The organism is Echinimonas agarilytica, assembly GCF_023703465.1.
GTDB classification, from domain to species: domain Bacteria; phylum Pseudomonadota; class Gammaproteobacteria; order Enterobacterales; family Neiellaceae; genus Echinimonas; species Echinimonas agarilytica.
Genome location: NZ_JAMQGP010000011.1, coordinates 38,704 through 65,388, shown reverse-complemented (window position 1 = coordinate 65,388; position 26,685 = coordinate 38,704). Strand labels below are relative to the sequence as shown.

At 46.2% G+C, this 26,685-nt stretch carries 22 protein-coding genes; 8 read left to right on the top strand and 14 right to left on the bottom strand.

What is annotated here, in order from left to right:
- Positions 1 to 2 precede the first annotated feature (2 nt).
- The 6 genes from NAF29_RS17660 to NAF29_RS17635 are packed head-to-tail and all read right to left on the bottom strand — an operon-like array spanning position 3 to position 7,070.
- Complete coding sequence (locus NAF29_RS17660) at positions 3 to 1,100, bottom strand: TIGR03088 family PEP-CTERM/XrtA system glycosyltransferase (RefSeq protein WP_251262955.1); 1,098 nt, start codon at positions 1,098 to 1,100, stop codon at positions 3 to 5.
- Positions 1,093 to 2,553, bottom strand: a complete 1,461-nt coding sequence (xrtA, locus tag NAF29_RS17655; protein ID WP_251262954.1) for an exosortase A — start codon at positions 2,551 to 2,553, stop codon at positions 1,093 to 1,095. Before xrtA ends, NAF29_RS17660 begins: the two co-directional genes overlap by 8 nt.
- On the bottom strand, positions 2,550 to 3,755 hold the full coding sequence (locus NAF29_RS17650; RefSeq protein WP_251262953.1) for a TIGR03087 family PEP-CTERM/XrtA system glycosyltransferase: 1,206 nt from the start codon (positions 3,753 to 3,755) through the stop codon (positions 2,550 to 2,552). Before NAF29_RS17650 ends, xrtA begins: the two co-directional genes overlap by 4 nt.
- Before the next feature lie 5 nt (positions 3,756 to 3,760).
- Entirely contained in the window at positions 3,761 to 4,801 is a 1,041-nt protein-coding gene (locus tag NAF29_RS17645; protein WP_251262952.1) for a FemAB family XrtA/PEP-CTERM system-associated protein, read from the bottom strand.
- Positions 4,802 to 4,804: 3 nt separating this feature from the next.
- A complete protein-coding gene (locus NAF29_RS17640; protein ID WP_251262951.1) occupies positions 4,805 to 5,656 on the bottom strand; it encodes an XrtA system polysaccharide deacetylase in 852 nt (283 codons plus the stop codon).
- A gap of 10 nt (positions 5,657 to 5,666) precedes the next feature.
- Positions 5,667 to 7,070 carry a TIGR03013 family XrtA/PEP-CTERM system glycosyltransferase gene (locus tag NAF29_RS17635; protein ID WP_251262950.1) on the bottom strand — a complete coding sequence of 468 codons (1,404 nt, stop codon included), beginning with the start codon at positions 7,068 to 7,070 and terminating at the stop codon, positions 5,667 to 5,669.
- 213 nt (positions 7,071 to 7,283) lie between these two features.
- Between NAF29_RS17635 and NAF29_RS17630 the strand changes: the two genes are divergently transcribed.
- From NAF29_RS17630 to NAF29_RS17610, 5 genes are read left to right on the top strand one after another with little or no spacing between them, the layout of a single operon-like run.
- Positions 7,284 to 7,931: an XrtA/PEP-CTERM system exopolysaccharide export protein gene (locus NAF29_RS17630; RefSeq protein ID WP_251262949.1), complete on the top strand. Its 648-nt coding sequence runs from the start codon at positions 7,284 to 7,286 to the stop codon at positions 7,929 to 7,931.
- 25 nt (positions 7,932 to 7,956) lie between these two features.
- On the top strand, positions 7,957 to 9,510 hold the full coding sequence (locus NAF29_RS17625) for an XrtA system polysaccharide chain length determinant (protein ID WP_251262948.1): 1,554 nt from the start codon (positions 7,957 to 7,959) through the stop codon (positions 9,508 to 9,510).
- A complete protein-coding gene (locus tag NAF29_RS17620; protein ID WP_251262947.1) occupies positions 9,507 to 10,421 on the top strand; it encodes an XrtA-associated tyrosine autokinase in 915 nt (304 codons plus the stop codon). Before NAF29_RS17625 ends, NAF29_RS17620 begins: the two co-directional genes overlap by 4 nt.
- Positions 10,378 to 11,865: a TIGR03016 family PEP-CTERM system-associated outer membrane protein gene (locus tag NAF29_RS17615; protein ID WP_251262946.1), complete on the top strand. Its 1,488-nt coding sequence runs from the start codon at positions 10,378 to 10,380 to the stop codon at positions 11,863 to 11,865. Before NAF29_RS17620 ends, NAF29_RS17615 begins: the two co-directional genes overlap by 44 nt.
- A gap of 3 nt (positions 11,866 to 11,868) precedes the next feature.
- Complete coding sequence (locus tag NAF29_RS17610; protein ID WP_251262945.1) at positions 11,869 to 12,921, top strand: XrtA/PEP-CTERM system-associated ATPase; 1,053 nt, start codon at positions 11,869 to 11,871, stop codon at positions 12,919 to 12,921.
- A gap of 31 nt (positions 12,922 to 12,952) precedes the next feature.
- Here the strand turns inward: NAF29_RS17610 and NAF29_RS17605 are convergent, their stop codons facing one another.
- From NAF29_RS17605 to NAF29_RS17570, 8 genes are all read right to left on the bottom strand, one after another.
- Positions 12,953 to 14,056 carry a nucleotidyltransferase family protein gene (locus tag NAF29_RS17605; RefSeq protein ID WP_251262944.1) on the bottom strand — a complete coding sequence of 368 codons (1,104 nt, stop codon included), beginning with the start codon at positions 14,054 to 14,056 and terminating at the stop codon, positions 12,953 to 12,955.
- A complete protein-coding gene (locus NAF29_RS17600; RefSeq protein ID WP_251262943.1) occupies positions 14,047 to 14,934 on the bottom strand; it encodes an HprK-related kinase A in 888 nt (295 codons plus the stop codon). Before NAF29_RS17600 ends, NAF29_RS17605 begins: the two co-directional genes overlap by 10 nt.
- Positions 14,934 to 15,200 carry a hypothetical protein gene (locus NAF29_RS17595; protein ID WP_251262942.1) on the bottom strand — a complete coding sequence of 89 codons (267 nt, stop codon included), beginning with the start codon at positions 15,198 to 15,200 and terminating at the stop codon, positions 14,934 to 14,936. Before NAF29_RS17595 ends, NAF29_RS17600 begins: the two co-directional genes overlap by 1 nt.
- Positions 15,201 to 15,228: 28 nt before the next feature.
- Complete coding sequence (locus NAF29_RS17590; RefSeq protein ID WP_251262941.1) at positions 15,229 to 16,011, bottom strand: hypothetical protein; 783 nt, start codon at positions 16,009 to 16,011, stop codon at positions 15,229 to 15,231.
- A 243-nt stretch (positions 16,012 to 16,254) separates the two neighbouring features.
- Positions 16,255 to 17,601: a PEP-CTERM-box response regulator transcription factor gene (prsR, locus tag NAF29_RS17585; protein WP_251262940.1), complete on the bottom strand. Its 1,347-nt coding sequence runs from the start codon at positions 17,599 to 17,601 to the stop codon at positions 16,255 to 16,257.
- A 46-nt stretch (positions 17,602 to 17,647) separates the two neighbouring features.
- Positions 17,648 to 19,678 carry an XrtA/PEP-CTERM system histidine kinase PrsK gene (gene prsK, locus NAF29_RS17580; RefSeq protein WP_251262939.1) on the bottom strand — a complete coding sequence of 677 codons (2,031 nt, stop codon included), beginning with the start codon at positions 19,676 to 19,678 and terminating at the stop codon, positions 17,648 to 17,650.
- Positions 19,671 to 22,700 carry an efflux RND transporter permease subunit gene (locus tag NAF29_RS17575; RefSeq protein WP_251262938.1) on the bottom strand — a complete coding sequence of 1,010 codons (3,030 nt, stop codon included), beginning with the start codon at positions 22,698 to 22,700 and terminating at the stop codon, positions 19,671 to 19,673. Before NAF29_RS17575 ends, prsK begins: the two co-directional genes overlap by 8 nt.
- Positions 22,701 to 22,702: 2 nt before the next feature.
- A complete protein-coding gene (locus NAF29_RS17570; protein WP_251262937.1) occupies positions 22,703 to 23,719 on the bottom strand; it encodes an efflux RND transporter periplasmic adaptor subunit in 1,017 nt (338 codons plus the stop codon).
- A 187-nt stretch (positions 23,720 to 23,906) separates the two neighbouring features.
- On the opposite strand from NAF29_RS17570, the gene murB reads away from it, so the two are divergent.
- Genes murB through NAF29_RS17555 form a run of 3 tightly spaced genes read left to right on the top strand, consistent with a single transcriptional unit; the run spans position 23,907 to position 26,666 of the window.
- A complete protein-coding gene (gene murB, locus NAF29_RS17565) occupies positions 23,907 to 24,950 on the top strand; it encodes a UDP-N-acetylmuramate dehydrogenase (protein WP_251262936.1) in 1,044 nt (347 codons plus the stop codon).
- A complete protein-coding gene (gene birA, locus NAF29_RS17560) occupies positions 24,931 to 25,929 on the top strand; it encodes a bifunctional biotin--[acetyl-CoA-carboxylase] ligase/biotin operon repressor BirA (RefSeq protein WP_251262935.1) in 999 nt (332 codons plus the stop codon). The genes murB and birA overlap by 20 nt, the downstream gene beginning before the upstream one ends.
- A complete protein-coding gene (locus NAF29_RS17555) occupies positions 25,929 to 26,666 on the top strand; it encodes a type III pantothenate kinase (protein ID WP_251262934.1) in 738 nt (245 codons plus the stop codon). Before birA ends, NAF29_RS17555 begins: the two co-directional genes overlap by 1 nt.
- The last annotated feature ends 19 nt before the right edge of the window (positions 26,667 to 26,685 follow it).

Genomic DNA, 26,685 nt, shown 5'->3' with positions numbered 1-26,685 from the left:
ATTCATTGCTCTCCATGATAAATTTTTTGATACGCGCCAATCATTGCGATTTCGCTGAAATCGCGAACAACTCGTTCTCGGCTATGCTGCCCTGCGGCCAAGCGATCTTGATGATTCTCAAGCAGGTTCAGCCAAGCGTTTGCTAACGCTTGTGGATCTTGAACTGGTACCAGTGTACCGTTGTTTGATACCAGCTCGGGCAGCCCTCCAACGTGGGTTGCAACAATGGGTAAACCTGACGCCATTGCTTCTAGTACCGTCATTGGAATGCCTTCGGCTAACGACGACAAGGTGAATATGTCGAAGCTATGATAATGCGGCCGCATGTCTGTTTGATGACCTAAAAATACCACATCATCAGTAATATTTAACTGCGCAGCTTGTTGTCGTAGCGCGGGCATTAACTCGCCGTCCCCTGCAATATTCAATTGAGGTTTGAGCTGTTCACTTGGCCATTGCTCTAGCAATAAAGCAAAGGCGTTGAGCATGCTCGCTTGGTCTTTAATGGGTGACAATCGAGCTACACTGCCAATGACTAAAGGCAAATGGTTTTCGGCTTGGGGTGCAAAATGGTCGGTATCGATTCCGTTGTATACCAGCCTTACTTTTGAAGCCGGTAGCTTTACAACATGCAACAGCCATTGGTTGAGTTCATCTGATACGGCAACCACTCGGTGCACAAATGGCGTGATGAGGCGCCTGAGCCACTGATATTTCTTGTTAGTACCTTGTGGATCATAAATGTCGCGGCCATGCTCAACATGAATACGCTTTTTTACGCCCGCCATCATCGCTGCTGGATGATATTCCATGGTCGCTAAGTTGTAACTGTGCAAAACATCGGGCTTGCACTGACGTAGCAGTTGATAGAGCTTTTTATGTGACGACAAGTCTTTGCCGGCTGCTTTATGTAGGGCAAACGTGTCGACGTTGGCTGGCAACTGCTGGGCAAATTCGCCAATGTCAGTGAGAGCAATAATACTATGACGATAGTCGGACTCGGGCAGCTTCTGCACGCAATTCAATAGTACCCGCTCTAATCCACCGACATCGAAGCGATAGACTAAATGACAAATATGCAGTTGTTTTGACTCAACCACCGTGCCACGCCTCATCAATATTTCGGATGGCGGTAGCGGCTTGTGTCAGAGCCGACTGACTCTCATTTGAGTGCGGTGTTGCGAGAATGACCACCATGCCTGAATTGGATTCAGAGCGAAGTGTGCGTATTGCTTGCTCGATTTTAATTTTACTTTTCGCTGGCGACGCAAGTCCGTCAAGCTGATACCAATATGCTAAGTCGACTTTGTCGGAAAACGCTGACGTTAAGTTGATGAATCCAGCGTCGATGTCACCCAACTGCACACGACGATGACGTTCTGGTGTCCATGCTTCGTGATTAAAAATGAGGTGGGTGGCATTAATCAGCTCTTTGTCTTGGCTGCTATGCCCAAAAAATGCGATATAGACTTGAACTTCCTGCTCAGCAAAATTGCCTTTGCCTTCAAAGTAACTGTCGGCATTTAAAAATTTAGGCTGCCAAGATGTCAGCGAGGATGCGGTGAAATATTGGTTCAACGCTGTAGTATTTAAAACATGCGCAGGCGGTTGCTGGCTTTTAATATGATTTTCATATGTTACACCCGCGACCAGCGTAATCATCACTACAACACCAATGGTTAGCCGTTGAATCGGATTGGCGAATTGGGCGAGCGAAGTGGCGCATTTTTTCGGTTCAGCCGTGGGTTGCTGCCAGTAGCTGCCAAACCAAAATAACAAGAACATGACTAAGCCGAAGAATAACCACCCGTAAATGAGGTGGTCGACGCCTGTTGCGAGTGCCATGTCACTGGCGTAGGCCAAAATGACAATAATGTACGCACGAATACCGTTGGCAATAATAGGCACAATGGCCGACAGCAGTACGAATAAGAATTGGCGCTTGATGGAATGAAATTGCAGGTGAGCGTACAGCGTGCCCAATGCAATGGAGGCAATGAGATAACGAATGCCAGAACAAGCAACGGCGACCTCAAATAAACCTCCGGGAACTGCAATATATAAACCGTCTCGATAGACCGCAATGCCAGTCAACTGCAGTAAAAATACCGTGATGTCGGCTGTGATAATTTGCAGTTGCGGGATTAGCTCTTCGCCCATGGGAACTGCAAAAATCAGGTAACATAGCGGAAACCAGATAATTTTAATCAGTGCGTTGCCGAAGAGGGCCCACAATGCAAATGGCAACCAAGCGACCGCTGCGAGTTGTGCTAATACCTGAATGCCAACTACTTCTGCGGCTAACCAAAGGGCGGAGCAGCCCATCAAAGGGATCAGTGCTAACCAATTGGTGTTATACGTAGCTTCTTGCAATAAAAAGCGTCGTCGCCAAATTAAATACAACGAAATAGGATAAACAATGTAGCCATGAGCAAAGGTGTCTGAGCGATCCCAAATGGCCACCATACTGAGCAAAGCATCAGAAAATGCGGCAAGCCAAACGCTGATTAGGATAACGACAAACGAAAGTGCTTTGGCCGATTGTTGATTCATTTCGAACACTCCAACAAATCATGCAATAAAGCGAGTTGTGCGTTCCATTGATAATGTTCTTCGACCCACTTGCGGTTTTTGGCCGAAGTCGTCCGTTGTTGCAGTCGTTCAACCACCGCATCTGCAAACTCTTGTGGCTCGTCGGCAACGGCCACATCGCAACCTGTTGGCTGTTCAAGGCCCTCCATTGCGAGTGACGACGCCACAACGGGCACTTCCATCGCCATGGCTTCAAGGACTTTATTCTGAACGCCACGAGCGATTCGCATGGGCGCAACTGAGACCCAGCCCGCTTGAATATACTGGCGAATGTCTTTTACGCGTCCGGTGACTTCTACGCCGTCGAACGCTTCCAATTCTTTGACTTTATCGGTGGGATTACCACCCACAATCATCAAACGAGGGTTGCGCACTCGCTTCGTGATGAGTGGCCACACGTGTTTTACGAACCAGCGTACTGCATCCACATTGGCCCAATAATCCATGGCGCCGGTGAAAACGATGGTCGGGTGTCCACTGCGCAAAGAGGGGTCGAAGTTGGTGACCTTCGGATCAAAAAACGCTAAATCAACACCGTTGCCCACCGCATGAACCTTCGCGTTGCTATGGGCACCACTGAGCTCATTAAATAAATCTACCTCGAGTGATGAGATGAACACGCTGGCATCGAAATTTGCCGACGTGTCCTGTTCATATTTCAACAGCTTACGGTATTCGCGTTGATAAACTTGGCGCATTGGAAATACTTTGTTGTCGGCGTATTGGCGCCACTTGTCAGAGTCAAGATCAACAAAGTCAACTACGCGATGCAGCATGTCGTATTGAGGGCTGTCTACGTACTGAGCCATAGATGAGCTAAACACCAAAATATTTTTGATTTGGAAGTTCGCCAGCGTATTACTGACCCAAAGCGACATGCGTTGGTCAAAGTAATACGGCAATGTAATCGGATCGCCCGTGAAGAAAGACGTTAAGCCACGAAACGTGGCTTGACGTTTGCTGAGCGGCAGCACGTTCATGCCTTGAACGTACTGGGAAAGTTCGCGCATGTACGCCATGTCACTGGGGTCATCAACAAAGCAACCCAAGTAGATTTCGTAGTGCTTTGCTAGGTAAACAAGCTGGTTAAATGAGCGAATCTTATCGCCTTTATTCGGCGGATATGGAATTCGGTGACATAAATAGAGTAGTGGTTGTTTCATTGAGATTACCCCAAGTACTTAGAGATCATTGGGCCAATCATTCGGCTGATGAAAACGGGCAATTTCTGCCATGTGTTAATCAGCAATTTATATTTGGGATTGTTCGGCGACAAATTTGGCAGCGCATCGGCTTTAATGAGCGCAAAGCGATAGTGCAATGTTTGTTCTGGCATGCCCCAATGTTTTTTGTATTTATAAGAGCCAGAATCGAGCTTACTCCGACCAAAATCAAAGTAGTCGCAGCCTTTGGTTTGAGCATGACACATGAGTTGATAGTACATGTAGTCATTGCTTTTTAGACCGCGAGCTTCGAATAAGCCGCCGCCGTAATAGGGCAAAACTTGGTTTTTATAATAAAAGCTAAGCACGGCCGATACCGCTTTTTGTTCTTTGTTGCGCACCACAAGCGTCTCACTACGCTCTGGAAAAACGTCCATAAGCGCACTAAACAATTTGTCGGTAAATACTGGAGTCCCTAGGTTGCGAACACTTTCGGCATAAATGTCATAACAGGTATCTGCATCCGGCGTAACGCTGAAGCTGAGTTCATTTTTCATAGAGTGACGAAGGACCGCACGTTGCTTCTTCTTTACTCCGGCCAAAATAGCGTCTGGCGATTCAGCAATGTCACAGCCAATCGTGACGTGCTTACAATGTATCTGCCACGGTGCGCGTATTTCCGCAGCGTAGCGATCTCGCAGTTCAACAAAGTCCACGCCAAGCTGGTGACCCAACTCAACGGATTTGTCTTCAAGCGCTTCTCGAATCGATTCATCGTTAGATAGAATGCCGCCGTACACACAAAATGGGGTTGAGATCAGAGCGTGACCAAATAGGCGACTCTTTTGTTCAACTAAAGGGAGTACGCCAACAATCGCGTCATGGTCTAATGCAACAAGATAGTGTGGTGTATGGCCAAACACTTCGCGTGCAATGCGCTGCCAACCACTTAAGTGAAAGAAGGAGCCTTGGCTGTGCTGATCGACGTAGGCATCCCATGCGTCCATTTCATGTTGTTGCATCGTCCTGATGAGTAGTTGCTGCATTTGTTACAAACCTATCTGATAAGCATCCTTCATGGTTGACCAACGAAAATCGGTCAGCAACCGACTGAGTCGGGACTCCATGCGATGTAGATTTAAATAGTGACGAAAGCGAGACTTTAGGGGCGCTCCTTCCATACGGGGTTGATCGGGGTCGAGTTCCCACGGATGAAAATAAAAGCTATATGGCTGTTGTTCGGTGTCGATAAACCGATGAATAAGCTTATTACTTAATGCATAGGGATACAGCCGGAAATAACCGCCGCCGCCAATAGGGATGGAGCGTTTACCGAGATAAGTCGTCGGGATAGGCACTTCAGTGATGCCTTCTGGGCGTTCATGTTTGAAGCGCGGCCAATCTGGCACACCATATAAGTCGTGTTTCACTGGGTAAGTGCTACTACTGTAAGTAAACCCTAACTCACGGAGCACGTCGAACGCCCATTCATTGGTGGTGTCGAACGAAAAGCTTGGAGCCCGGTATCCGACTACTTTTTGCCCAGTCAGCTGTTCGAGAAAGTTTTTACAGCGCGCTACATCTTGGGTAAATGTTTCGCGATCTTGCTGTGTTGCACGTTGATGGGCGTAGCCGTGACATGCAATTTCATGGCCTTGTGCGGCAATGTCTTTGATTAAGTCTGGGCAGCGCTCCGCCACCCAACCTAGAATGAAAAATGTCGCTTTCACATTGTGCTTTGCGAACAAATCGAGCGTTTTGCGCGTGCTGGCTTCGACACGAAGCGGGAAGCGATCGCCCCAGTCTTTGATGTCAACTTGGCCTGCAAATGCCGAAACGTGGAAGTAATCTTCCACATCGACTGTCATGGCATTAATCATGGATGGTTGCTGCTTCATCATAGACCTGAACTTAAATGCCTTTACCAAAGATTACGATTTCGAGAGTTCGAACCAAAATGAGTAGGTCGAGTAGAAAGCTACGGTGTTTGATGTAATACAAATCAAACTTCAGCTTCTCTAGCGAATCTTCCTCGGTACTCCCATAAGGATATTTCAGCTGAGCCCAACCGGTGAGGCCGGGTTTAACGTTGTGGCGTTGGTTGTAATAAGGAATGCTGAGCACTAACTCGCGCACAAAGTACGGACGCTCTGGACGCGGCCCAACAAAGCCCATTTCTCCGCGGAGTACATTATAAAGCTGGGGTAACTCGTCAATTCTGTATTTGCGAATAAAGTTACCCACACGCGTGACACGAGCGTCGCCTTTGGTGGCCATTTGAGCACCGTTCTTTTCTGCGTCAGTGGTCATACTGCGGAATTTAACTATTTTAAACGGGCGTCCATTCAGGCCGATTCGTTCTTGCGAATAAAACACCGGCGAGCGTAGGCCATCTTCTATTTTGATGAGAATGGCGGTGAGTAACATAAACGGCCACGTGATGGCGAGTAAGAAAATTGCCAACACGCCATTGAACAACCAATCGAATGCATTGCGTAAGTAGTTGTTGCTTTGAAAGCCATTGCTGTAAATCACCCAAGATGGGTAGATTAAATTAACCGCGATTTGACCAGTTTCTCGCTCAATGAAGTCAAGAATATCGGTAATTTCTACGCCATGAAGCTTACAGTGAAATAAGCTGTCTACCGGCAGGTTGGAACGGCGTTCGTCAGATGCGACAACAATTTCATCGACCTTATTCTCAAACACATAGGCTTCAAGCGATGTGTTGAGTTCGATGATTGGATCGCTCTCAATGCCTTTTTCGGCATCGCCACGCATTTTCACAAAGCCAACCAGATCAAAGCTTACACGGTCGGCACGGCGGCGCATACGGCGTTCAATGATACTTGCACGCTCACCTGCACCCAGGATTAGAACGCGTTGGCGGCCCATATGTTGGTAGCGCAAGGTCACAGCCATGTAGCGGATCAAGACCAAGCTTATAAAGGCGGCTAAGCATGACCACTCGCGAACATTACCGGGCAATACTTCTGCTGGCGTGAGTCCGTAAATGGCAGTTGAAATGAAATATCCCAATGCAATAGAGACAAACATACGGCGAATTACGCCGCGAAATGTCTCGCGCATTTTGCGGTTATAGAGTCCTACAGATAGGATACTGAGCTGAATTGGGAATACAAATAGGGCAAAGTGAAGTACTAATTTGCCTTCCCAATATTTTGGAATAGCGTCTGGAAAGTACGTTCTATCTGCTTCTAGTCCAACCAAGTAAATGGCTGTAAGTACGATTAACTCTACGATAAATAGAAGTCGGGTACCTGAGTGTATGTCATGAAATCGGGCGCTCGTCATTCTCTTCCCTGGTTCTTATGGCGACGTTTGCAAGCACTAGTATAAAGATATTTGATCATTGTTAAAGCATTGTTGTCATCATCGGTGGTATTGGCGTCAGCGCAAAAATTCATACATATTTGATTTACATTTTTAACCCGAGGGCATTAACATGGGCGCACTTAGGAGTATTTTGACCCTGAGTCACTCAATCAAAGCGTGATGGAATTCGCCATGAAAATTAAAGTTCTAAACAAAACAGTAGCTATTATTGCTGGTTTTATTGCACTAACAGGTCTTGTTGGTTGCGCCACAAGTGACAAGCCGTCACTTCCTCAAGCGTCAACTCATGCATCGTTGACGACTAACATCGAGAATTATCGTTACCTGATTGGCCCAGGGGATTCGCTGAACATTTTTGTATGGCGTAACCCTGAAATATCGGGTGGCTTTCAAGTTCGTCCTGACGGAATGATCAGTACTTCGCTAGTGGAAGATATTCCTGTTTCTGGGCGCACGCCAACTCAGTTGGCACGTGAATTAGAACAATCGTTAGCAAAATACATACGTGATCCAATTGTAACGGTTACTGTGGGTGGCTTTGTTGGGCCATATAGCGAACAAGTTCGCGTCATTGGTGAAGCTCTTCAGCCCAAAGCCGTGAATTACAAGCAGCACATGACCCTACTTGATTTGATGATCAAAGTAGGTGGTTTAACTGACTTTGCGAATGGCGATAAAGCGACCTTGATTCGTGTTGAGAACGGTGTTCAGAAAGAATACAACGTCCAACTCGACACCTTAGTGCGTGATGGCGACATCGCAGCGAACGTAGATTTGCTTCCGGGTGACATCATTATTATTCCTGAAGCTTGGTTCTAAACCACGCAAGAGAGCAGTTTGAACCATGCAAGATATTTTTGATGAATTGTTTCAGTACCTTCGTGGTATCTGGCTGAAACGACGCTACATACTGATTGCAACTTGGATCATCTGCCCTTTGGGGTGGATGTTCGTGTCAATGATGCCTAATCAGTATTCTTCTACGGCGAAAGTATTCGCAGACACTCGATCAATGCTAAAGCCTTTGCTGCGCGGTATTGCGATTCAAACCGATCCTAATCAGGAGTTGAGTTTGATTCTTAAAACCATTACCACACGTGATAATTTAGAAAAGATTGCGCGTGCAGCAGATGCAGATTTAGAAACTAGCTCAAAAGCAGAATATGACGCGTTGCTGAGAACTATTAAGTCGGGCCTTCGAATTCGTTCCTCCGGGCGCCAGAATATATACACTGTTTCGTTTAACGGTGCAGATCCTGTGCAAGCTCAAAAGCTTGTTGAAGGCGGTATTAGCGTATTCATTGAAAATACGTTGGGTGAAAAGCGGTTGGATTCCGACCAAGCTCAAAAATTCTTAGACGAACAAATCTCTGATTATGAACGCCGCTTGGTTCAAGACGAACGACGTTTGGCCGAGTTCAAAAAACAGAATGCTGCGTTCATCGTGAATAATCAAGGCAGTTACTACAACGAACTTGAAAGTGCGAAATCACGCTTGGAGCAAGCTGAGTTAGTGTTGCAAGAAACGCAAACAGAACTTAAGTCAGCCCGCGCTCAGCTTGATGGTGAATCTGAGATTGTCGCGTCTGACATGAGCTCTGTGCGCACTCAGTATGATGACCGTATTGCTTCATTGCAGCTTCGTTTGGACGACTTAAGTGTGCGATTTACCGATCAGCACCCCGAAGTATCGGAAACTCGGAAACGTCTTGAAGGCTTAATGGCGCAGAAGAGAGATTATTTAAGTGGTCGTCTGAGCAGTGGTTCAATGGAGTCTAATCCGTACTTCCAAGATTTAAAAGCCACGGTGAACAATCTTGAGAATAAAGTTGCGGCGCTTGAAGTTCGCCGAGACAAATACGTAAGCCAAGTAGAAGAGCTGACAAGTAACTTGAACGAAGTGCCTGATGTTCAAGCTCGTTTAACCGGTTTAAACCGTAGCTACGGCATTACCAAAGATAAGTATTACGAGTTATTGAGTCGTAAAGAATCGGCCATGATGTCGGAAAAAGTCGATCAGTCGACAGAGTCCATCTCGTTCCGTGTACTTGAACCTGCCAAACTCCGCCTAACGCCATCCGGCCCAGCTCGGGTTCCAATGCTTGTGGGTGTATTAGTGTTGAGTATTGTTCTTGGCGGAGCGTTGTCATTCGTGTTTAGTATTTTGTCGCCTGTTGTGACTAGCCAACGCCAACTTACGAAGCTTACTGATTTGCCGGTATTGGGCATGGTTTCAGCAACAGAAAACTCGGGTCTACAAGTCTGGGAAAAACGTAAAACGAGAATATTTATTGCTGCCAACGTGGCATTGATTTCGGTCTTTGTTTTATTCGTTGTTGTGAATTCAAATCACAGCTGGCACGACAAAATCTTCGTTAATGGGTTGGGGGCACTGTGAGTACAATTGAAAAAGCCTTAAATGCAATGAAGGCAAAGCAAAAATTGGCTCAGCAAGGCCAACCTGAATCAGAAGCTCAGACTGCGACTGCAACTAGTGCTTCGGAATCTAGCGTGGTAGTACCGCAAGGTGGCCAGACTGAAACACTGCAAATTCAAGAGCAGCAGCTCGATGAGTTGGGCATGATCACCACGTCAGCTTCGGCGCGCCGCATTCGTGACGAGTTCCGAAACATTAAACTTAAACTGCTCACCAATGCGTTTGGTTCGGGCGCGGCATCGCATAAAAATGGCAACTTGATCATGGTGTCTAGTGCGAATCCAAACGAAGGTAAGACCTTTACCGCCATCAATCTTGCTTTGAGTATCGCGTTAGAGAAAGACAAGACGGTGTTGCTGGTTGACGCCGATGTTCTCAAGCCGAGCGTCATGAATACGTTTGAAATTCCGCCCAAGAAAGGCCTCATGGAGTACTTGAGTGGCGAAGTAAACTCTGTTGCAGACGTGATTTACCCCACCACAATTGACAATTTGCGTGTGATGCCAGCAGGCATGCCTCACGACTTAAGTAACGAATTGTTGACCAGTGAAAAAATGATGGTGCTGGCACAAGAGTTAGCAGAACGTTACACCGATCGCGTGGTGGTGTTCGATTGCCCGCCATTAATCGGTATTAACGAAACGCAAGTGTTGGCGCGTCTTGTGGGTCAAGTGATCGTTGTTGTAGAGCAAGACAAAACAAAAATGTCTGAAGTAAAAGACGCAATTAAAGATCTAGACCGAGACTTAGCCATTGGCTTTGTGGTTAATAAGATGGTTCGCGGGGCGTTTAGTAACTCCGGATATGGTTACGGGTATGGCTATGGGTATGGACACAATGAATCTAACGCCGAAAAAGATAAACGCTCTTAAACCTTTAGCTGCCGCGGTACTGGGCAGCTTATCTGTGAGTGCATACGCTGCCAAGGTAGAAGTGACTCCGCTGGTTGATGCTGGAGTGACCTACACTGACAACGTGAATCTTGAAGGTTCCGACACTGAGACTAGCACCGTGGGCACAACCTCGGCTGGCCTTAAAGCGAAAGTGAAAGGTAACGGCGGAAGCGTTGATTTAACTTACAAAGGCACCCAAGCCTTTTATAGCCACGACTCTGATCGAAACGATTTTTTTAATGAGCTTAATTTTTCTGCTAAAAATAAACTCGGGCGCAGTGGTTTCTCCGGCAAGGTCAATGCCGACATCAGTGAAGTCGCTCGTTCTCAGGCTCGAAATGCAAACAACGATTTCTTAACCGGCGATACGGTTTCTAACCGTAATGCAGGTGTGGGCGTGGATTATACCAATGGTAACCGTGGCAATGTGGGTATCAAAGGTGGAGTTGATGCGAAAGTTCGTGACGCAGCCGATGACGAAGGGAATAGCTACAGTTACGGTGCCAATTTAGATTTGTCCGATGGGCGACAGGTCGACAACTACTTTTGGTCGGCCAACTACGATTACGATCGTGATGAATCGCGTGAAGATGACCGTTATAACCAATCCCATCGTATTCAAGGTAAATTGGGGCTTGCACAATATGAAGGTTTTGCTCCATTCCTAGATTATCGCGGTGAGCAGTATGATGAGAAGGGCCGTGATGGAGATGCAGACCGAGAGCGCAAATATGCGTCGGTTGGCCCCGGTTTGAGATACTACATTGATCGCCGCTCGTACTTCGAACTCACCTATAACCACGTTGTTGAAGGCGACCAAGATGACTACTGGGGCGGTAAGGTCAACCTTAAACCGACCCCAAGAACCACTATTTACTTTGAATACGAGCAACGCTTCTTTGGTGATTCATATACCTTTCGTTTGAAGCACCGAAGCAAGCGTTGGACCAATTCCATTAATTATCGTGAAACGCCGTCGAGCTTCGACCGTGAATTCTTTTCTGGTGATGAAGATTTAGCCAACTACTCGATTAACCGAACGTTGGACTGGACGTCTAGTTTGGCCTTAAAGCGCGGCTCGTTCAGTGTTTCAATTCGTGCTCAAGAGAAAGAGCGTGATGATAATGACGACGGTAAAACCACCAATGACGATTCGTACGGTGTGAATGCGAAATACTCGCATCAGCTGACGCGTACGACCCGATTATCAGCGTCTGCGAATTACGACCAATATAAATTCGATCGAACAGTTGGTGATGATCAAAAAGACTATTATCGAACTTTCGAATTGAGAGCGAATCATTCGTTCCGAAAATCGCTGTCGATTGATTATGGTTATCGTTTTGCAAACCGGAGTTCGAACATAGAGAACTTCAAATACGACGAAAATAGGGTCTTTGCTAACCTCACCAAACGGTTTTAAAACATGTACGAAGAACACTTTGGCTTGAGTGACAAACCATTCAAGTTAAGTCCTGACCCTAAATATTTCTTTTCTAGCGCACATCACGATAGAGCCGTTGCTTATCTTCAATACGGCCTTTCTCAAGGGGAAGGGTTTATTGTTGTGACTGGGCCAATTGGTACCGGCAAAACCACCATTGCGCGCAGCCTTCTTGCATCACTCGATAGCTCTATCGTAGCAGCTCAAATCGCGACAACACGCTTGAACCCTGATGAATTAGTTCGTTTAGTGGGGGCGCAATTCAACATTGATGTTGAGGGTTTAAGTAAGGCCGACATTCTTAAACGCTTGGAAGATTTCTTACACCAACTGAATCGGCAGGGTAAACGAGCCTTGCTGGTGGTGGACGAAGCACAGAATCTTCCGGCCGAAACGGTCGAAGAGTTGAGAATGTTGTCCAATTTCCAAATGAATGATCGCCCATTGATTCAGAGCTTCTTGTTAGGTCAGGAGGAGCTGAAACCGATCATTGAGTTACCGGAGATGGAACAATTTAGACAACGTATTATTGCATCGTGCCATTTGCGTCCGTTTTCTTCAGAAGAGGTTCATGGGTATATTGAACATCGTTTAACCCAGGCCGGTTGGAGCGGACGCCCTTCGCTAGAGACTGGCATCTTCGATAAAATCACAGAATATACCGGTGGGGTACCGCGCAAAATTAACATCTTTGCAGATCGCCTTTTCTTGTATGCCTTTCTGGAGGATCTTTCAGAAATCACAATGAAAGATATTGACGCTGTGATTGGTGAGATGGGCGAAGAACTTTCTGGTTCACTACAAAGTGGCCGAGCCGCTGCTGCTAGCGTAATAGCACAGACAGAAAACTCTGAGTTGACTGACAGCGATGAAGTATCAGCGAATGCTCTCTCAGGCCTCTCTGAGGACGATATTAAACGTATTCTAGGTGATGTCACGCACGTGATGGATCAAGTGATTCAGCGCAAGATTAAGATTATTCGTTACTTGGATAAGCTGATTGCGAGTAAAAAATCAGAATCTAAAAAAGATTAAAGAGGCAGGGGCCCCTTTTGAACCCGCTGCGTTACTGCTCATCAAACATCGATCCGATGCTCTTTTCTTCTTCCTCAAATATTTTGCGCCATGACTTTTTCAGCAAGTGAGGTATGAGTCTGTACCACGGCATTCGTTTGAGATGTCCGCGCCAATACAAAACAGCTTCAGCAACACTGTGAAGCGGCAACTGATGCTTAGGATAGTAACGGCAAAAAACGCGGATAAAACTCCAATCAATGAGCGATTGAACAGGTTCATTGTATTTGTATTGCTCATAGTGAGCACTGACCTCTGCTGGCACCTGAACACCAAAGACACGATGACAGTAGCGAAGCGCTAAATAAACGCAGTCACCATTGCGAGCTTGTTGGTCCAACGCCATAAGATCTTGCCAAAACGAGTCCGATTCAAAATGTTCTATGAGCAATTTTAAATCATAAAGATCGCGAATACCTTTGTGGTACTCACTCTCGAAAAACAGATGAACCATGCTATGAAAGGTCAATGCTGAGGGCTTTAAATGCGATGCGTTGGGGTAGTCTGGCAACACTTGCGTTTGCGATAAGAGATACGATGCATCAGGCGCATTTTTTAAAATTGTAGGCAATATGTTGAAGTGCACATCCAATTCAGTACCGCGCTCGAAATGACGCATTGGAGGGATTTCCTGGGACCACTCGCGATAAAACTTATCATCGTAGTCGGTCACAGATGAACTCATCCACATATTGCTGAGCAATATTTGCTCGGCCTTGGCAAGGTCTTGTTTGGCGACAAGAACATCAATATCGGCCATCAATCGACCGGTAAAGGGTTTGAGGTGCATTAGTTGATATGCAGCACCTTTGAGGTATGTGAAGGTGATATTGGCTTGCGTAAAGATAGTCGACAACTCACGGGCTTCAATTTCTAGCAACCTTCGCTGATTTTTGGAGGTGTATATATCAGACTGTATCGCGGTTTTAGCGGCGTTTGGAATTTCATCCCAGATGCCCGCACCGGTAAATACGGAACGCAGCTGTGAGAGCATGGAGAAAAATCGAGCTTCGCTAACAAGTTCTGACCACTGATTTAAGGACAGCCCCTGACTTTGGTGCGGATCTCTCAATATGTCGACGAGCTTTATGGACATGCGAGCCTCTGTGTTAGCAATGCTTGAGAGATAGCCTCTTCACAGGATTCGAAACTACTATATTCGATGTAGACAGCATCCGTTTTGTCGACGAGTCGTTTCGCCGTTTCAAAGCCCTCCGTTCCTAACAAACCAAAATTGAAGGTGTTGCCAATAATTTCAGTAAGAGCCTTTGCTGGGCTAATCATTTCTGAGTAGCACGCCTCATTGGCTTGATAGCTGACAAACACGAGGAGTTTAGGTTCTGCCGGAATATTGCAGAGCTCAGCACTTTCTTGCGGTGCTTTGAGCAAACATACGGTGCCTTTGTGGGTATCTGTAGCGACGGCACTAAACTGATCTGGCGCATAGTATTTACGCATCAACTCAATGGACTTGTTTTTCATGTTCATGGGGCGAGCTAGGCCATAAACCTTGAGCGTTTTGGGATCGACCAATGCAAGTTCGTCTGATAGTAAGCGCCAGCCATTGGATGCTAAGTAGGCACAAAGCGTGCTTTTCCCTGAGCCAGGAGGCGCTGAAATAATGATAGCTTTGCCATCTTTCTCTAGCGTTGCGGCGTGAATAATTAGGTATTGATTAGCGGTTGATGAAATAACCCAGTTCATCCCCCACTCAAGCATGGCGTGGGCTTGATCTAGAGGTAAAGGCTTAAATGGACTGCGCTTGTTAAATAGAAAGACGGCTTGGGGGGCAAATAGTCTGCGATACAGCGGGCCGTGTTCGACCGCGACATCATAATCGATAAATACATCATCACTAGGGCTTACAAATTGATTGTGATAATGATTTTCAAGGTAACGCTGAACCCCTTTGATGGGAGTTTCGATGTTGAAAATGAAGGGGCCTGATTTAAAGAGATAGTGCTTGCGACTCATTATAGCTGAGGTATCCGTTCGATAATCTGCATATGTTCGAGTTTGTCGATGATTTGCTGGCTGAGTTCTGGATCGGATTCGAGTGAGCTTAATGCTTTGTCGAAACACCCACTGTGTTGCCATTGAATGATCACATCAACAACTTTTGAGTGGCATAAAAGAGTTTGTAACGATTGAGGACTGAATAAAACGGCTTCTTCGCCAGAAACAAATGAGCACCTCTCGATGGAGAAGTGCTCATTTAATTTGAATGCGTTCGTACTCATAAACGAGTGATGGACTCGAGGGTCATTATTACCAACGGTTTAGTTCGTCTCGAAGAGCTTTCAACGAATTACCAACGTTTCTAAAGTTGCTAAATCTACCCGCTTCCAGTTGTGTCATAACATTATCGATTTCATTAGCAATGGCTGTATCAAGAGCTGTTTTCACTTGATCAGACGTCAACTGGTAATCGATAAATTGTGGGTAAAACAAACTGTTCAAAAAGCCTGAGACAATAAACTTATGAACGTTTGAACGTCGTTTAGTTATATCGACACGAACTTCTCTTGGACCTGGTGTTGTACCTGCAACGTAATTTTTGCGAACGAACTTCACAATCAATTCAATTTTGTTGTCAGCGAGCGCCGAACGTAACGAAGGGTCTTCACTTCGTTGAGCGTCAAAAACAAAGTTCCAAGATGCATTTAAGTCGATGCTTGTCGTTGCAATTGGCGCCAAAAAGCTTGAAGAAAACTTCATGTCCTCAGGGTAGCCAAATGATTTAAGAGCGGTTAGAACAAGTTTCTTACCTTGATCAGAGGAGTTATTGTCATACACGCTTTTCCAGTAGCCAGGTGACTTCACGTCTGCCGTACAACCATTGTGTGGATGAGAGCCATTGCCCGACAACAAGACTTGAAGGCTACAGTTTGCGCTGGAACCGTTAGTTGCCCAAGCCGTTGGGCTTTTCATAGTTAAAAGCAACGGAGAAGCCGCGACAGAAGTGCGAAGAAAGCGGCGTCGATCAAAGCGCGATTCAGATGCTGGCGCTTCAGATTGATGGTCCATATCTTTTGAATGTTGGTCTGTCATAGTCTTTTTTGCCTAATAAAGGTGATTGGGCTTACGTCCGCTTGTATAGCTAACACCAATAAATCATTATCTAGTTCTATAGAACTGCAATAAGCACGCCAACTCGATTTATTACCATCTAAGTGAATGATAAATAGCCTTATCTTGTGCTTTGTTACAGTAGCTTTAAGACGAAAAAAGCGATTTATTCCCGTCAAATGTAAAGAAACTCGACAGCATCGTGTGAGTTTGATAACACTTAGGTTACTTCTGTATCGAGTACTTGTCCATCAGTGAATAGAGCGTTGGTCGAGTGACTCCGAGTAATTCTGCTGCTTTAGACATATTGCCAGCCGCGATTGAAATCGCTTTTCTAATGGCAGATTTTTCCGCATCTTCGCGAACTTGGCGAAGGTTCAGAGCTAACGTTTGGCTCTCTTCACCTTGTTTGGGTATCAGTGCTAGGTCGAATGAGCTGACTTGCTTTCCGTCGGCCATAATCACAGCGGATTTGATTTTATTCTGTAATTCGCGAATATTGCCCGGCCACGAATGTGTCATTAGCGCTTGAATTGCATCATCACTAAAACTTGTGATGTTGCGCCCGAACTGTTTGCTAAACGACTGTAAAAAGGCTCGTGACAACAAAAGAACATCTTCGCCGCGTTCGCGCAGCGGAGGAATGTTAATGGTGATTTCACTAATACGATAAAATAGATCTTCGCGGAAACTCTTTTCCGACACCATGCCTTGTAGGTTCTGGTGTGTTGCACAAATAACTTTAACGTCAACGGCTATTTCTTGTCGTCCGCCCAAGCGCTCAATAATCTTTTCTTGTAAGAAACGAAGAATTTTTGCTTGGAGTGGGTAGGGCATGTCGCCGATTTCATCAAGGAATAGGGTACCGCCATCGGCGCATTCGATTTTACCTTTGGTTTGTTTATGTGCGCCGGTGAATGCGCCTTTTTCAAAACCAAACAGCTCGCTTTCAAGCAGTGTTTCTGGAATGGAAGCACAGTTAATCGCAATAAACGGTTTGTCTTTACGAGGGCTGCGTTCATGAATCGCTCGTGCAAGTACCTCTTTGCCAGTACCACTTTCACCTAATAGAAGTGTGGTGACTTCGGTGGGGGCAATACGTTCCACCATCCGGCTTACTTGTTGCACCTGAGGGCTATTACCGATAAATCCATTATCGTCTAGAGATGAACCTTTTAAACGCTCATTTTCTTCCTCAATGCCCGAGACAAAAAACGCTCTGGAAACGATTGTATTGAGGGTGTCGCCATCGATAGGTTTTTGATAAAAGTCCAATGCGCCTATTGCAATTGCTTTGAGGGAGTTTTCTTTATCGTCATTGCCGGTGATCACAATGACTTTAGTCGCGGGGGCTAACTCAAGTATTTCTTTGAGCGTTGCAAGCCCTTCGCTCGCGTTTGTCTCATCGGGTGGCAGGCCCAAATCAAGGGTTACTACTTTAGGTTCATAGCGGCGCAACGCTGCGATGGCAGTGTTGCGGTCGGATGCCAATACCACTTCAAAATCTGTGAAAGTCCATTTCAGTTGTTTTTGAATACCTGGATCATCTTCAACTACTAGCAAAGTTTCCATGTGTTTTCCGTATGTGTCCTTGTTGTGTGCGCATTATGTAACAGAATTAATCATTGTGTATAGGAAGTTTCAATTCAAAGCGAGAACCTTCCCCAAGCACACTAGTCACATCTAGGTTGCCCCCGAGTTGCTCCACAAATTTACGAGCATCGTATGCCCCAATGCCCATGCCTGCATTACCTTTGGTGGTATCAAATGGCTTGAATAGCCGTTTTTTGATGAAATCGTCGGTCATACCTGACCCGGTATCTGTGATTGAAATTGTGTAGCAATCGTCATCTGTTGCGGTTGATACGGTCACTTTACCTTCATTGGAGGTTGCTTCCTGAGCGTTTTGTATAAGGTGTGTCAATACATTCTCGAAACGTTCGCGGCTGGTATGAATGCTAAATGGTACTGAATTTTTAAGAGTGGCGGCTGGTGTTCGGTTTGAACAAGACGTTAACACGTTCTGAACCACTGCTAGCACATCTACATATTGTGTGACTTCGCCTTCGGCACGCTTTTGTCGGAGTTGAGAAAGAACTTTGTTTAACCGCGTTGCGGCGGCATCCACCGTTTCAAAGGCGTCTTCTACAAATTCGGGATTGTGTTTGTGCTTAATCGCATTTTTGCTCAGCAATTCTAATTGTGCCAAGACGTTTTTTAAATCATGCACTAAAAACGCAGACATTCGATTGAAGGTGTCGAACTGCTGGTTCTCGGCTAATTGTATATTGGTATGGTGAAGCTTCAAATGCACGGAAAGCTGTCGGCTAATCACCTTCATTAAATCGCGATCTTCCCAATCCACTGACTCAGTAGAGCTAGGGCTGGACAATAAGCAAACACCATTGACACCAACTTTACTCGTGAGCGGCACTATATAGGCGTAACGTTTAATATGACCAAGCGCATCGGGCGGAAATTCAAAAGGAAGCTTGCCCTCTCCTGCACGGGTTTCCTTAATGTCGATCACCCAGTCATGGTTGGTGGCTTGAGCGCCCAACTGTTCCAAAAGAAATTTGGCTTCGCCATCAAAGTCTTCTTCATTGCGACTTGCCACAATTTTAAATTGCTTGCCTTCTTGAATAGCGAGTACAGCGTGCTTGCAACTAAATGGCTTCACCATGGCTTTGAGTGCTACTTCATACGGAGTGCCATCTCCTTCTTCTAAAACAGCAGCAAACTTCATCCACTCTTCACGATATTCGTATTTGTTAGCGAAGAAATGCTTAGCGATAAAGACTTTGACGTTGCGGCGTAATTTGTCGGATAAAAATAAACTGGCGAGAACAAGCCCTCCAAGCACAAAGAACACCAGTTGCGCCATGTTGCCCCAAGCGCCGCCTACATATCGAATGTAATAGCCGGCTAGCGCCATGACTAAGAGATAACCGCCAGCAGCCAGTAATAAAGTGCTATGAAAAATGACTTCGCGTGAGACAAATATACGAGTGGACCAGTCTTGCACTCGTCGCGCAGTGAGCAGAATTAATGGCAACGCAAGCGCATTCACCCAGCCGCGTAGGTACCAAAAATCCAACGATAAAGATTTGGTGAGCATGGCGTTTGAATACAACACAAAATCAAACACGTAGATCATGCCTAAACCTAAACAAATAGGTTTAATGGTCCAACGAGCTTCAATGTCGGTCCGGCGATAGAGGTGCTCTAGCATCCATAATGCCAATACGCATTGGCCAAGGTGCAGTAACAGCAATGTGCTGCTGTCGAACCATTTCAACCGTAGCATGGTGAAATCTAAAATGACGGTGGCGGCTAAGATAAGTGCCACAGCCATTTTTTGTGGCGAATTAAGTAAGTGCCTAAAATTCGATTCGTTGGATAGGGCCACATTCAATAGAACGATCCAACAAATGTTACGAAGGCTGTCGGCTGCTAGCGCCATGCCCATTGCTGAACCTTGATAAATTTGAAGGGTCAGTATCACCCCCCAAACAACACCAATCACACTGGTAACGATGAGTGCTGTGCGTTGAGGCGTGGGTTGCCGTGTGGTGAGCAACAGCAAAAACAAAAATGCATAGCTAGTGGCAGAAAATGCGTAGCCCAAAAAGCCTATGGTTTCACTCATTACTACTTTGACCCTTTACAACAAACCAAGTGAGAATTGGCAATATAACTAAGCTGGAGATAGTCGACAAACTGAGCCCGCCAATAATGACCCACCCCAGTGGCTCCCAAAGCTTACCGCCAAACAATGTCAGCGGTATTAAGCCCACAATGGTCGTGAGTGTTGTGAGCAGAATCGGTGTGAGTCGTGTTGAGCTCGCTTGGACCACCGCCTCATGAGGCGTCATTTTTTGCGCCAAATTGTAATTCACGGTGTCCACTAGAATAATGGCGTTGTTGACCACAATACCAAATAGGCTGATCAAGCCAACGAAGGCCATAATTGAAAAGCTATTGCTGGTGATGAATAGCCCCAAAATGGCGCCACCGATCGCAAATGGGATGGATGCAAAAATAACGATCGGCTGAATCACACTGCGGAATTGGAATACCAGCGCTGCAAAAATACCTAGACTGGCGATCATCATGACGTGACTAAGGCCTGAGAAATTTTCCTGTCGTGACTCTTCCTCTCCGCCAACTTCAAATCGCATGCCCTGCGGCATCGGGTACTGTTTCAAATAATCGATAACTTTTGTGGTCAGTGCTGCCACTGAGTAACCACTTGCTGCGTCTGCTGAAATTTTGGAATTGCGAACCTTTTGAAAATGATAGAACTTTGGGTGGCCTGCAACTAATCGAGGCTGAATGTATTGGTTGATGGGCACCAATGCACCTTGCTCACTGGCAATATCTATTTGTACTAATTCATCAAACGATGATGTGAGGCCTTTGACCTTTACGGGATAATCGTTGCCTTGATCATCTTTGAGAGTGCCCACGGCGTTTCCGGTTAACACTGTTTTTAGAGTTTGGTCGAATGCGCTCACCGGTACATTGGTCAATGCCAATAGGTCATATCGAATATTGAGGTCGACCTCGACTTGCGGATCGCCAATGTCGTTGCGGATATTGATGGTGCCTTCTAAGGAACGCATGAACTTTTCAACATCAGCTGATACAGTCACAAGATCGTCGATGTTGTCGCTGACTAAGCGAAAAGTGATCGGTGGATCGGTCACTGGACCTTGCTGGAATTCTTTGATTGAAATTTTTGCTTTTGAGTAATCGCCAAAATGAGAACGCCAGTCTACCAACAGCTCATCCACTTCAGTTGGATCATAGTTCTCAAGCAACACTAGAATTTGGGCGTAATTACTATGCCCTCGGCGAGGAATTTCATTGTAGTAAATGCGCGGGTTTGCATTGCCCACATTTAAAGCCACTGAATGCACAAGCTCAGAGCGCTTTAGTTGCTGAGCTACGTCTTGAGTGATCAGATCGGTCTCAAACAGAGCCGTGTTTGGCGGGGCCTCAACATCGACTAAGAGAATCGGTTTTTCAGCTTTGGGAAATAACGCAACACCAATTGAAGGGAAAATCGACAAACTACCTGCCAGTACAAATAGGCCTGCGATGAGCACTAAAAAGGGGTGTCGCAGCATTGGCGCGAGCCAATGCTGATAAGTCGATTCAGCAAAGCGGTTGAGGCTATTTTGAAACGACCATTTGGGCGCTTCCGTGACCATTAGCTTGCTGGCCAAAAGCGGTGTGAGTGTGAGCGACAAAACCAGAGAAGCAATGAGCACTAGGCTTACTGTAATTGGCATTGAACGCATAAAATCGCCACTGGAACTTTGCAGCAATAGCATGGGTAAAAATGCGAATACAGTGGTAAAGGTGCCAATGCTACTGGCCATGCCAATGCGATTTGCACCCTGCCGTGCAGCTTCTATAGCCGACATGCCGGGACGGCGTGTTCGATGAACACTTTCGGTCACTACAATGGCGTCATCGACCAGCAAGCCCAACGCAATAATTAATCCGACAATCGACATTTGTTCGAGACCAAATCCCGTAATGTCGAGTAAACCAATGGCAATGGTAAATGATAAGGGAACCGTGAGTGTGATTAACACCGATGCACGTGGCCCCAAAAACAGTAAGGACAAAATTGCAACCAGTACAAGGCCCTGCGCTAAGTTGCTAAAAAAACCATTCACTCGGTCCGAGACGCTGTCGGCTTGTTTGAAAATTAAGTCTACGTGCACGCCCTTGGGGGCTATTTTTTTAAACGCTTCTACTTCCTCTAACAAGGTTTCTGTCAGGGTGAAAATATTTTCGCCAGTGGCTTGCTGAACTGTAAGAAAAACAACGGGCTTTTCTTTGTAGTAACTCAAGTAGGTGGGTTCGTCGGAGGCGTAATCGACATGTGCGACATCCCCAATTTGAATCGGTGAGTGTTGGCCCTTAAGAACAATTGTTTCGCGCACCTCTTGCAAACTCTTGTAATTGCCACTGGCATTGACATTGAATCGACGCTGCTCTGCATCGACAAATCCTGGCGTAATATTTTCGGCTCGTGATGCCAGAGCATCAGTCACTTGATTCATATTCAGGCCATATTGTTTGAGTAAACTTGGAAGAACTGATACTTCAATAATTTGTGTGGGCAAGCCCCAACGTTCAGCCTTTCGGACTTCAGGAAAACGCTCAAGGCGCTTTTGCAAGCTCTCAGATGCAACATCAACCGTTTTGTAATCCATGGGATCGGTCCAAACGGCAAACTGAAGAATATTGACGCTGGTGGGCGAAGCTTTTTGAATGAATAACTCAGTTTCGATCGGCAACTCTGCCTTGACCGACGATATAGCTCGATTTACATCATCAAAGCCTTCGTCAGGGTCGGTACCATAGCGAAACGTGACTTCGATACGAGAGCCGCCATTGTGAATGCTGGTGGCAATCTTCTTTATATCTTCTAATTCACCAATAGCGGCTTCGAGTGGATCAACCACGAGAGTTTCAACATCAAGCGGAGATGCGCCCGGGTACACAGCTTCGACCAGGGTAATAGGGAGATCGAACTGTGGGTCTTCTGAACGCGGCATAATGGAATAGGAAATAATACCCAATACCACCATGAGTAAAATCAAAATCATTGAGAACTGCGGGTGACGCAAAGCTGAGTTAGGTAGCCACATAATTATTGACTCAACTGATTGACCAAGCGATCCCAACCTCGAGTGACCACTTTGATGCGCGATCCTTCGGCGGGTACGTAGATGAATTGCTGATCCATGTGCAATATTGGAAATGCTTGAATGGAATATTTCCCTTGGTCATGTACCACAAAATTAGCGTTGCCGTTGACAATGCCAGCCAGCGCCAACATAGGAATTTGGTAGACTTGTTGCGATCTTGAAATGCCTATGGTGACTTTCACCCATTGCCCTGGAAAGGCCTGATTACCATGCAGCTCCGGTGCTATTTCAACTTCGTATAAGCCTGTTTCAGCATCGGCCACTGCACCAATGGTGATAATGCGCCCAGATATTTGATGCTGATTTGCAAGCGTAATGGATACCTTCATTAGACGTTCGATTTTATCGATTTCTTGTTGGGTGAGGTTTAGTCGTACTACTAAATTAGATTCTTTAATCGACGCGACTGAAAAAACCGGAGAGCCTGCAGATACTTGTTCGCCCGGTTGAACGAGTCGCTCAACTACGATGGAGTCAAATGGGACGGTAATTTGAGCTTTGTTAATGTCGTATTCGACCTTCTCTAGGTCGCTTTGTGCCTGAACGGCTTCTATCTCTGCTTGTTCGAGAAAATCTTTTGACACCGTCTTGTCGCGATAGAGCTTTTTCGCTCGGCCTAAATCTTGCTGGGTTTTGTTGTATCGGGCGAGCGCTGTGTCTTGTCCGGCTTTTAGATCGGTTAACTCCATCGTTGCAATACTGTCATCGAGGTAAACGCGTTGTCCCGCATCTGCGAATAATTGATCGACAAAACCATTAGTTTTAAACGATAAATTTGTAATGTAACGATAATCGATTCGGCCGGTACGCGATAATTCAATGTAAAACGGCTCGGGTTTGAGGCGGATCGTTTGAACAGGTAGGCTGTCAGCGTAAGATGGCTGGCTCAGAATGACCAAGCTGCTGATAGATATGAAAACCAAGCGAAACCATGTGCACACTGGATAATGAATATTCACAAGAGCGATAACCTGAGCTGTAACCAATATGTTAATAATTTAGCATATCATCATTTCGCTCATTCGGTACCGATGCGGCGATAAATGCTGGCTTATAGATCACGTCCTTGAGGATTGACCTGAAGTGACTCCGTTCGGAGCTGTTTTAGGTATAATGTCGGCGACTCTAAAAAAACAGGATTGTCTTTTGAAGACTTTGCAACCCGCAGAACTTTCTACATTTCATACGTTTTCGATACCAACGCAAGCGCACCATTTGGTGGTATTAGATAGTGCTAACGAGCTGAAATCTCTGCGTCAGCAGCAACCGAGTTGCCCAATGCTGATAGGGCAGGGCTCAAACCTACTGTTTGTAGAAACGCGCAAAGCTCCGTTGATGAAATTCGACTTTTCGGCTGTGTGCATTAAAGAACACCAAAATGATTACTTGATTCGTGCAGAAGCAGGAAAAAATTGGCATGAAATGGTGTGTGAATTATGCGAGCGCGGCATCGGAGGCTTAGAAAATTTGGCGCTTATACCCGGTACCGTGGGCGCGTGTCCTGTGCAAAATATTGGGGCCTACGGTGTGGATGTGAGTCAAATCTGCCAATCTGTTGAAGTATTTGATTGGGCATCAGGGCATTCATTTGAGTTGGATTTCGAGCAGTGCGAATTTGCGTATCGGCATTCTGTATTCAAAACTTCAAAGGCTGAGTCTTGGGTCATAGTGGCGGTGAACTTCAAATTGACTAAATCGTGGCAGCCACAAATTGATTATCACGGCCTTGCCGAACAACTTGATGTGACAGATCCCTCGCCTAAAGACGTGATGAAAGCAGTGGTGACTGTGCGCCAATCAAAGCTTCCAAATCCGGAAGTGTTGGGCAATGCAGGTAGCTTCTTTAAAAATCCGACTGTTTCAATGCAACTAGCGCAGCACCTGAAAAACCAGTACCCAACAATGCCGCAATTCCAAAATCAAAGGGGCGTTAAAATTCCAGCGGCTTGGCTGATTGATCATCGCGGATGGAAAGGCCGTGCAGTGGGAGGCGCATCGGTACATGCTAAACAAGCTTTGGTCATTGTGAATCACGGCCAAGCAAAAGCGTCTGATGTAGTGCAGCTGGCTCATGATATTCAACAAGATATATTGACGGCGTTTGGTATTTTGCTCACGCCTGAGGTGAGATTCGTCGGGCAAGAAAAAGAACTTACATTGGAGCAAGCTTATGCGCAAAGCCGCGTTTGAAACGAAACGTAGATTGCTGGTGGCGCTCAGAGATGACTGTTTTATATCAGGTCAAGAGTTGGCGGAGCAATTTGACATCAGCCGAGCGGCTATCTCCCGTCATGTAAAAGAGTTGGAAGAGCTAGGAGTCGACATATACTCGGTCAAAGGCCGTGGTTACAAATTGGCGAAGCCATTGGATCTGATTGAAGCGCCTGCGCTTGCAGCATTAACCGGTGCGTACTTGCCACTTGGTGCGGAATTGCTTTTGTTTCCTGTTATCGATTCAACCAACCAACATTGGATGCAGCAAAATCATGCAGACTTGGTATCAGGCAGTGCATGCTTTGCTGAATGCCAGACCGCGGGACGAGGGCGTAGAGGGCGAACATGGCAGTCACCTTTTGGCGCTTCGTTGTATTTTTCCATGTGGTGGCAGTCGCAAAACAACTTGTCTGAAATGATGGGGTTAAGTGTTGCTGTGGGCGTTGCACTTACCCGTTGGATGAATCGCTTGGGAGTAAATGCAAAGGTTAAATGGCCGAATGATATCTACATCGAGCACAAGAAAGTGTCGGGAGTATTGGTTGAGTTAGATGCTCAGTCTGATGGGCGAGGCCTGGCTGTCGTTGGCATCGGACTTAATGTGAGTATGCCCTCTGCTGCGGGAGCTTTGATTGACCAAGCTTGGACAGATTTAAGTTCGCACTTGCCTATTGCTATGTCTAGAACCGAGCTAGCAGCGGGTCTTTATCAAACTATTTTGAATTGCTTAGAGCAATTTGAACAAGGCGGCTTACAAGCGTGCATCCAAGACTGGGATGACTATGATGAATTTGCCGGTCAAAGCGTTCGACTATCTATGGGGCAGCATGATGTCGAAGGGATTTGCCGTGGTGTAGATGGGCATGGCGCATTGCAGGTTGAAGTCGGCGGTGTGGTCAAAAGTTATTTTGGCGGAGAAATATCTGTCCGAGGTTGCGACAATGGAGCGAGCTAATGCTGTTAGCTGATTTAGGAAATACGCGAGGAAAATTTTGCCAATTGAATGACGGTGCGTTTGGTGACCAATTTCACTGGAACTACGATGAACCTGTCGCACCGTTGCTAGAGCATTGCGAAGGCTGCACGATTGTTGTGGCTGCGGTGGCCAATGAAACGCGTAAGCAGGCATTAATTGATGCAGCTCTTGGGCTGTCCATCCGATTGCTGTGGGTTGAAACACCGAAATGGGATTTTGACGTGATTAACGGCTACATCGAACATCGCAAGTTGGGTGTGGATCGTTGGTTAGCGTTGGTGGGGGCACGTCATTTATGCCGTTCTCCAAGCGTTATTATCGATGCAGGAACCGCCATTACAGTGGATGTGCTCGACGAATTTGGCCAACACAAAGGTGGGTGGATCGCGCCTGGAATGCAATTAATGGCAGAGGCGCTGCTGAAAAATACGGCAAACTTAATGCAATATGAAGAAGGGCATTCGGTTAGGCTGGCTCATGGAACAGAAGCTGGTATTTCAAATGGCTCACTTGCTGCTGTTGTTGGTTTAACGCTGCAAGCACTAGAAACTGCGCGGTATGCTTTGAATACGCGTATCTCCCCTCAGCTCATTCTCACCGGAGGTGCGGCCGAAGCAATTGCGCATGCAATACAAGTCAGTGCCCGTGTTGAACCAAATTTGGTATTCTATGGCTTGTTACAATACGCTGCGAGAACACAAAAAAATGCCGAATAATTGGCCATTTTGAGCGGAG

Excerpts from the sequence above, each read along its gene's own strand:
- xrtA (WP_251262954.1), bottom strand. The coding sequence starts at position 2,553 with ATGAATCAACAATCGGCCAAAGCACTTTCGTTTGTCGTTATCCTAATC.
- NAF29_RS17650 (WP_251262953.1), bottom strand. The coding sequence starts at position 3,755 with ATGAAACAACCACTACTCTATTTATGTCACCGAATTCCATATCCGCCG.
- NAF29_RS17645 (WP_251262952.1), bottom strand. The coding sequence starts at position 4,801 with ATGCAGCAACTACTCATCAGGACGATGCAACAACATGAAATGGACGCA.
- NAF29_RS17640 (WP_251262951.1), bottom strand. The coding sequence starts at position 5,656 with ATGATGAAGCAGCAACCATCCATGATTAATGCCATGACAGTCGATGTG.
- NAF29_RS17635 (WP_251262950.1), bottom strand. The coding sequence starts at position 7,070 with ATGACGAGCGCCCGATTTCATGACATACACTCAGGTACCCGACTTCTA.
- NAF29_RS17630 (WP_251262949.1), top strand. The coding sequence starts at position 7,284 with ATGAAAATTAAAGTTCTAAACAAAACAGTAGCTATTATTGCTGGTTTT.
- NAF29_RS17625 (WP_251262948.1), top strand. The coding sequence starts at position 7,957 with ATGCAAGATATTTTTGATGAATTGTTTCAGTACCTTCGTGGTATCTGG.
- NAF29_RS17615 (WP_251262946.1), top strand. The coding sequence starts at position 10,378 with ATGGACACAATGAATCTAACGCCGAAAAAGATAAACGCTCTTAAACCT.
- NAF29_RS17610 (WP_251262945.1), top strand. The coding sequence starts at position 11,869 with ATGTACGAAGAACACTTTGGCTTGAGTGACAAACCATTCAAGTTAAGT.
- NAF29_RS17605 (WP_251262944.1), bottom strand. The coding sequence starts at position 14,056 with ATGTCCATAAAGCTCGTCGACATATTGAGAGATCCGCACCAAAGTCAG.
- NAF29_RS17600 (WP_251262943.1), bottom strand. The coding sequence starts at position 14,934 with ATGAGTCGCAAGCACTATCTCTTTAAATCAGGCCCCTTCATTTTCAAC.
- NAF29_RS17595 (WP_251262942.1), bottom strand. The coding sequence starts at position 15,200 with ATGAGTACGAACGCATTCAAATTAAATGAGCACTTCTCCATCGAGAGG.
- NAF29_RS17590 (WP_251262941.1), bottom strand. The coding sequence starts at position 16,011 with ATGACAGACCAACATTCAAAAGATATGGACCATCAATCTGAAGCGCCA.
- prsR (WP_251262940.1), bottom strand. The coding sequence starts at position 17,601 with ATGGAAACTTTGCTAGTAGTTGAAGATGATCCAGGTATTCAAAAACAA.
- prsK (WP_251262939.1), bottom strand. The coding sequence starts at position 19,678 with ATGAGTGAAACCATAGGCTTTTTGGGCTACGCATTTTCTGCCACTAGC.
- NAF29_RS17575 (WP_251262938.1), bottom strand. The coding sequence starts at position 22,700 with ATGTGGCTACCTAACTCAGCTTTGCGTCACCCGCAGTTCTCAATGATT.
- birA (WP_251262935.1), top strand. The coding sequence starts at position 24,931 with ATGCGCAAAGCCGCGTTTGAAACGAAACGTAGATTGCTGGTGGCGCTC.
- NAF29_RS17555 (WP_251262934.1), top strand. The coding sequence starts at position 25,929 with ATGCTGTTAGCTGATTTAGGAAATACGCGAGGAAAATTTTGCCAATTG.